This is a genomic window from Streptomyces sp. NPDC020490, from assembly GCF_044335305.1.
Classification (GTDB): Bacteria; Actinomycetota; Actinomycetes; order Streptomycetales; family Streptomycetaceae; genus Streptomyces.
Window position 1 is genome coordinate 1 of record NZ_JBIRUY010000099.1, and the last position, 2,315, is coordinate 2,315.

6 protein-coding genes are annotated in these 2,315 nt (G+C 70.9%); 5 read left to right on the forward strand and 1 reads right to left on the reverse strand.

Translation table 11 applies throughout. From position 1 onward, the window contains the following. The 4 genes from ACH4ZX_RS40225 to ACH4ZX_RS40240 all read left to right on the forward strand — a co-directional run. A partial coding sequence (locus ACH4ZX_RS40225) for a carboxyl transferase domain-containing protein (RefSeq protein WP_398283885.1) occupies window positions 1–261 on the forward strand: 261 nt, incomplete at its 5' end. A 9-nt stretch (window positions 262–270) separates the two neighbouring features. Continuing rightward, entirely contained in the window at window positions 271–477 is a 207-nt protein-coding gene (locus ACH4ZX_RS40230; RefSeq protein ID WP_398283888.1) for an acyl-CoA carboxylase epsilon subunit, read from the forward strand. Between the two features lie 116 nt (window positions 478–593). Beyond that, window positions 594–722, forward strand: coding sequence for a morphogenic membrane protein MmpB (mmpB, locus tag ACH4ZX_RS40235; RefSeq protein ID WP_324787314.1), 129 nt, complete (start codon window positions 594–596; stop codon window positions 720–722). 31 nt (window positions 723–753) lie between these two features. After that, the gene (locus ACH4ZX_RS40240) at window positions 754–1,374 is read left to right on the forward strand and encodes a Maf family protein (RefSeq protein WP_398283890.1); all 621 of its coding nucleotides are present in this window, start codon (window positions 754–756) and stop codon (window positions 1,372–1,374) included. On the opposite strand, the gene ACH4ZX_RS40245 is transcribed toward ACH4ZX_RS40240, so the two are convergent. Then, window positions 1,343–1,879 (reverse strand): hypothetical protein, encoded by a 537-nt coding sequence (locus tag ACH4ZX_RS40245; protein WP_398283892.1) that lies wholly within the window; start codon window positions 1,877–1,879, stop codon window positions 1,343–1,345. The genes ACH4ZX_RS40240 and ACH4ZX_RS40245 overlap by 32 nt on opposite strands. A 308-nt stretch (window positions 1,880–2,187) precedes the next feature. Here ACH4ZX_RS40245 and ACH4ZX_RS40250 point away from each other — a divergent pair. Beyond that, a partial coding sequence (locus ACH4ZX_RS40250) for a biotin carboxylase N-terminal domain-containing protein (RefSeq protein ID WP_146225392.1) occupies window positions 2,188–2,315 on the forward strand: 128 nt, incomplete at its 3' end.

The window sequence follows — 2,315 nt, forward strand, 5'->3', positions numbered from 1 at the left end:
GTCATGGGCGCCCAGGGCGCCGTCAACATCCTGCACCGCCGCACCATCACCGACGCCGACGACGCCGAGGCCACCCGCGCCCGGCTCATCCAGGAGTACGAGGACACCCTCCTCAACCCCTACGTCGCCGCCGAACGCGGCTACGTCGACGCCGTGATCATGCCCTCCGACACCCGCCGCCACGTCGTCCGCGGACTGCGCCAGCTGCGCACCAAACGGGAGACCCTGCCCCCCAAGAAGCACGGCAACATCCCCCTGTAAGGAGCCGCTGTGATCAAGGTCGTACGGGGAAACCCCACCCCCGAGGAACTCGCCGCCGCCCTCGCGGTGGTCAGGGCCCGTGCCGCGCTCGCGGCCGCGGCGGCGCCGAGCGTGCCGCACGACAGGGACTCCTGGTCGGACCCGTCCCGCATCGCGGCGCACCGCCTGCCCCAGCCGGGGCCCACGACGTGGGCGCGCACCTACTGGCCGAGCTGAGCACCACCGGGAGACCACGACCCGCGGGGAGACCACGGCCGGGGAACGGGGAGTCCGGGCGAACCTGAGTACCCGTACTCAGGCGTCCGGACCACCGCCCGGAGCACGCTGGGAGCATGCTGTGGTCCGATCCCGAGAACGAGCCGCCCGAGGAACTGCGGGACACGCAGGAGATGTTGCGGCGGCTCGGCATTCTCATGGCCCTGGCCATGGTGCTGGCGATGATCGTGATCGGCCTGAGGTGAGCGGGCGGGGACACCTCGCTACGCTGACCGCATGACCGATCAGCCGCGCCGCCGCCTCGTGCTCGCCTCCCAGTCCCCCGCCCGGCTCGGCCTGCTGCGCCAGGCCGGATTCGATCCCGAGGTGATCGTCAGCGGTGTGGACGAGGACGCCGTCACCGCGCCCACCCCGGCCGACCTGGCGCTCGCCCTCGCCGAGGCGAAGGCCTCCGTGGTGGCCGCCCGGCCCGAGGTGAAGGGCGCGCTGGTGATCGGCTGCGACTCGGTGCTGGACCTGGACGGCGAGGCGCTGGGCAAACCGGCCGACGCCGAGGAGGCCACGGCCCGCTGGAAGGCGATGCGCGGGCGCGCGGGCACCCTGCAGACCGGCCACTGCGTCTACGTCGCCGGGACCGGCCGCTACTCCTCCGGCATCGCCTCCACCGTCGTCCGCTTCGGCGAGCCCTCCGACGAGGAGATCGCCGCGTACGTCGCCTCGGGCGAACCCCTCCACGTCGCCGGGGCGTTCACCCTCGACGGTCTCTCGGCCCCGTTCATCGAGGGCATCGAGGGCGATCACGGCAACGTGATCGGCATCAGCCTGCCCCTCGTGCGCAAGCTGCTGGCGCACCTGGGCGTCGGCATCACGGACCTGTGGGCGCCGGACCGGGCGTGACCGGGCTGCCGCCGTCCCCCGCGCCGTCCCGGGGCTCCCCGGCGGGCGCGGGGCCCCGCGGGGCGTCGTACGTCATCAGCAGCAGGACGACGAGCGCGAGCACGACCACCATGAACACGAACGCCGGCCAGCCCACCAGACCCCACGCGAAGGCCCCCAGCAGCCCGTGCACGACGGCGACGCTGATCAGCAGGACCCGCCCGAAGCCGGCCGGCGGGCGGTCCCGCAGGGCGACGAGCAGGGCGACCAGTCCGCACAGGGCGAAGTAGAGCCCGAAGACGATCCCGCCCGCCTTCGACGACACCGACATCATGTCCGGGTCCAGGCCGGCCAGGGACATGTCCTGGCGGTCGACGACGATTCCCAGGAACCAGTTCAGCGCCGCGACGCCGACCGCTTCCGCGAACAGCACGAGCGCCACGATCCATGCCACCGGTCTGCGCACCACCGGTCCCCACCCACTCTCGAGCCGAACGCCTGTTACCCGAAGTATGTTTCGATACATCGCGAACGCTACTAACGGGTAAACCGCGGGACAAGGGTCCGGTGGGTGGCAAAGATTCATTGGGCCGTTCGTAGGGATTCCACAAAGAAACCGGGTGGCCCGCAGCACGCTCTTACAGAGACCTTGACCACATGAGGGGACTAGGGTTTCCGGGAGGAGTCCTGCGTATTGCGGTGCGACAAGGGATTTCGCCGGTTGAGCGAGCCTCGAATCACGCTCCGTGTGGGCAAGCTCACCATTGGGGACGGGTCGATGCGCCGTGTCGGCAGTCCCTAAACTCGGCTTGTTTCAAGGAGGGAGCCTCTATCGTGCGCAAGGTGCTCATCGCCAACCGTGGCGAAATCGCTGTCCGTGTCGCCCGGGCCTGCCGGGACGCCGGTATCGCGAGCGTGGCCGTCTACGCCGACCCGGACCGGGACGCTCTGCACGTCCGCGC

Bases quoted from the DNA above. Each gene is read 5' to 3' on its own strand.
- mmpB (WP_324787314.1), top strand. From the start codon at position 594: ATGCTGTGGTCCGATCCCGAGAACGAGCCGCCCGAGGAACTGCGGGAC.
- ACH4ZX_RS40240 (WP_398283890.1), top strand. From the start codon at position 754: ATGACCGATCAGCCGCGCCGCCGCCTCGTGCTCGCCTCCCAGTCCCCC.
- ACH4ZX_RS40245 (WP_398283892.1), bottom strand. From the start codon at position 1,879: ATGTATCGAAACATACTTCGGGTAACAGGCGTTCGGCTCGAGAGTGGG.